At 30.7% G+C, this 3421-nt stretch carries 3 protein-coding genes and 1 pseudogene; 2 read left to right on the plus strand and 2 right to left on the minus strand.

Annotated elements, in window-relative coordinates:
* Positions 1–557: 557 nt before the first annotated feature.
* Both ACESM9_RS15125 and ACESM9_RS15130 read left to right on the plus strand, forming a co-directional pair.
* Positions 558–1532, plus strand: coding sequence for an ISL3 family transposase (locus ACESM9_RS15125; RefSeq protein ID WP_373000615.1), 975 nt, complete (start codon positions 558–560; stop codon positions 1530–1532).
* Between the two features lie 29 nt (positions 1533–1561).
* Positions 1562–2338: a transposase gene (locus tag ACESM9_RS15130; protein WP_373000617.1), complete on the plus strand. Its 777-nt coding sequence runs from the start codon at positions 1562–1564 to the stop codon at positions 2336–2338.
* Between the two features lie 93 nt (positions 2339–2431).
* On the opposite strand, the pseudogene pflA reads toward ACESM9_RS15130, so the two are convergent.
* Positions 2432–3151, minus strand: a pseudogene (gene pflA / locus ACESM9_RS15135) (pyruvate formate-lyase-activating protein).
* A 34-nt stretch (positions 3152–3185) separates the two neighbouring features.
* On the minus strand, positions 3186–3421 hold a 236-nt coding region (locus ACESM9_RS15140), incomplete at its 5' end, for a glycine radical domain-containing protein (protein WP_373000621.1).

Raw genomic sequence — 3421 nt, forward strand, 5'->3', positions numbered from 1 at the left:
TTTCAAACGGGGTATATAGAAAGTATAGGTTATTATGTCAATAATGAGAGCATGGACTTGAATGAAATTGGCAAACCTGAAATTTATGACACAATAAAAAGGAAATACTAACAAGCTGACGAGTCTAACAAGATTAAAACAATATTTGTGACCGTTATCCTAATTAAAATTGCGAAATAACTTGAAAACCAACTCGCTCATGGGTTTGATAGAACTAAAGTACACTCCTTTATTTTTGGTAATGGAACTAGGGATAGTTTTCCTGTATTTTAAAAGACACATTAAGCGTAAAAATCGGTTTAACAGCCTCTTAATTCTCAATTTTAAAACTAAAGAACAGAAGAATACAGTGTGGATTATTGATGATGAAACTACACTTCATTCAACGAACATAATTAAAAGGGTAAGAACAGAAAAGGGTTCTTACTTAAGATTGGTTATTTATGGATAATCAGGTATCGAAAGATATCTGATTTTTTCATGTATATTTTATTTATTTTACTTCTCGCCTTTGGTTATTTATGGTATAATATAGGTAGTATTGGAGGTTGAAAAAAATGAAATATAAAGAGACAAATGACCATTCTTTTCTATTTGGTGAGAATTATTTTATCTATAAACATCGTGAGGATCAAGACGCTTTACATCTATATCTTAAATCACATCCTCATAGCTGTACATGTCCAAATTGTGGTGTAGAAAGTAGAAAACTTCAGTCAACTTATGAGAGGATTTTACAAGATACCCCTATACATTGTAAACAAACTATTCTACATATTAGAGCCTATAAATATAGATGCCTAAATCCTAACTGTGAACGAAAGGTTTTTATGGAAGAACTTCCCTTCGCTAAACCATCACAAGTTCGTACGACCGCTTTAACTTCATTGATTTTAGCTGTATCTATGTTTTTAAGTAATGAAGGTGCAAGTAAGGTACTTGATCAAATTGGCATTAAAGTAAGTAATGATACGATTCAAAGAATTTATAATCGCATTGAATTCATTGATAATCCAGATGTGGAAGCCGTTGGTATCGATGATGTAGCGATTCGAAAAGGACATCATTATGCCACAGCCATTTATGATTTAGAAGACCATCATCTAATCGCACTACTTGAAGGGCGTGATAGTGAGACACTAAAAGTATGGTTAAAAGGTCATAATAAAATAAAATTAGTGACACGAGACCGTGCAACTGCGTATGCATCTGCGATTAATGAAATACTACCAGAATGTGTACAGGTAGCTGATCGATTTCATATCCTTCAAAACTTATTAGACAAGCTTAAGGATATTTTTAAGAATGAGCTTCCAACAGAAATTTTTATAAAAGACGGAGTAATATTAGACGAAGCTCCTTCAAAAGTTGAAAAAAAGCCAAGCGTAGCTAAACTTAACCAACTTCACTATGACAATACCCCTCCAGTTAACCCTGATGGCACAGAGCTTATTTTTGATAATAAGAAAAGAAAACTAAATTCTAAACAATACATTGATCATGCTGAAGGAAGAAAAAAAAACAAGAATTAATCTGTAAAATACAAACAAGATGGTTTGAGATGGATAATAAAAGGATTAATACAATCGCAAAAGAATTCAATATATCTCAACCAGCGGCTAAGAAGTATATAAATATGACTGAAGATGAAATCCAAAGTCTCGATCAACCACGCAATTACAAGAAGAGAAAAACAATTATGGACGACTACCTCAATATTATCTATAAGATGATGCAGGATGGAATTAGTGATGACATAATTTATTACTACATTCAGCATAAAGGATATATCGACAATTTAAATAGTCTAAGGAAATATATTTATCTCATTGAAAAAAATAATTTCCCTAACAGGAAAGCAAATTTTTACTATCCAATAAAAACTGTATATCCAGAAGATATCATAGTAATAAAACGAAATAATCTATTAAAGTATTTATTAACCATGAATCCAAAAATTGAAAAAGATAAAATAATACATGAACATATAGAAATTATTAAAGAGAAATATCCAGTTGTGGATAAAGTAAAAGAAATATTTCATTCTTTTCATTCGATCCTAATGGGAGATGACCCAAATAAAATAGATGAATTTATAGAAAATTATCAGGAATCAGAAATAGAAAGTTTTTGTGAGGGTATAAAAAAAGATATCACACCGGTCAAGAATGCGATATCCTATGATGAGAGTTCAGGATTCGTTGAAGGAAACAACAACAAATTTAAGCTCATCAAACGTATTTTATATGGTAGAGCAAAATTAGTCAACCTAGAAATGAAATGTAAATTAGCTTTTTTATTTAGGTTGCCTGATTTCAATATACTTGATTTAATATAGGCTATTCGGAAAGCGACAAATAGTCATTTTTTAAACATACCTGTAACCTAACTTGAGAAAGAACCAGGAAATTCTAAAGTCCTTTTATTTTTATTATAATTTTAATATCTTTTCAGCTAGCGCAATTTCTTCTCGTGAAGGTGGATTAACACCTTTTAATGGATATTTGATTCCTAAGTTATCATATTTATAAAGTCCCATGGTGTGGTAGGGAATTACTTCAATTTTTTCAACATTATTTAGTTGATTGATAAATTGTTTTAATTCTATTAAGTCTTTTTAATCAGTAGTAATACCTGGAACTAAGACATGTCTTATCCAAACTGGAACTTCTTTTTCATTGAGATAATTCGCAAAAGCTAATACATTTGTATTTGGTAAACCTGTCAGTTTTTTGTGTTTATCATTATTTATCTGTTTTAAGTCTAATAACACTAAATCAGTATATTTCATTAGTTCATCGAACTTAGCTATATTATTATCTTCATTAAAGATTACTCCTGAGGTATCGATGCAGGTATGAATATTTAACTTTTTCAATTCTTTGAAGAAGTCTATTAAAAAATCAATCTGCATAAGTGGTTCTCCACCACTTACTGTAACTCCACCTCTTTTGATATAGACATGATATTTCATAATATCTTTAATCAAGTCTTCGATAGATCTAATATCATTTGTTTCAGAGTCCCATGTGTCAGGATTATGACAATAAAGGCACCTTAGAGGACATCCTTTTAAGAATATAATATATCTAACACCAGGACCATCAACGGTTCCAAAGGTTTCTATTGAATGAACTCGAGCTTTAGTCATCTTGTTCACATCCTACTCCCTTTATAAGGGTTTATTAAAATGCTTCGAAAATTGTCCGATTAATAACATCTAGTTGTTGTTCACGAGTTAATTTTACAAAGTTAACTGCATAACCAGATACACGGATTGTTAATTGTGGGTATTTTTCTGGATGATTCATCGCATCAACTAATAAGTCACGGTTAAAGACATTTACATTGATGTGATGTCCACTTTCTGCCATATAACCATCTAATAATGTGATTAAATTATTTACCCGATCAGATTCTG

This window comes from Lutispora sp., assembly GCF_041687175.1.
Lineage (GTDB): Bacteria > Bacillota > Clostridia > Lutisporales > Lutisporaceae > Lutispora.

Coding starts and splice junctions, on each gene's coding strand:
- ACESM9_RS15125 (WP_373000615.1), top strand. CDS start 558: ATGAAATATAAAGAGACAAATGACCATTCTTTTCTATTTGGTGAGAAT.
- ACESM9_RS15130 (WP_373000617.1), top strand. CDS start 1,562: ATGGATAATAAAAGGATTAATACAATCGCAAAAGAATTCAATATATCT.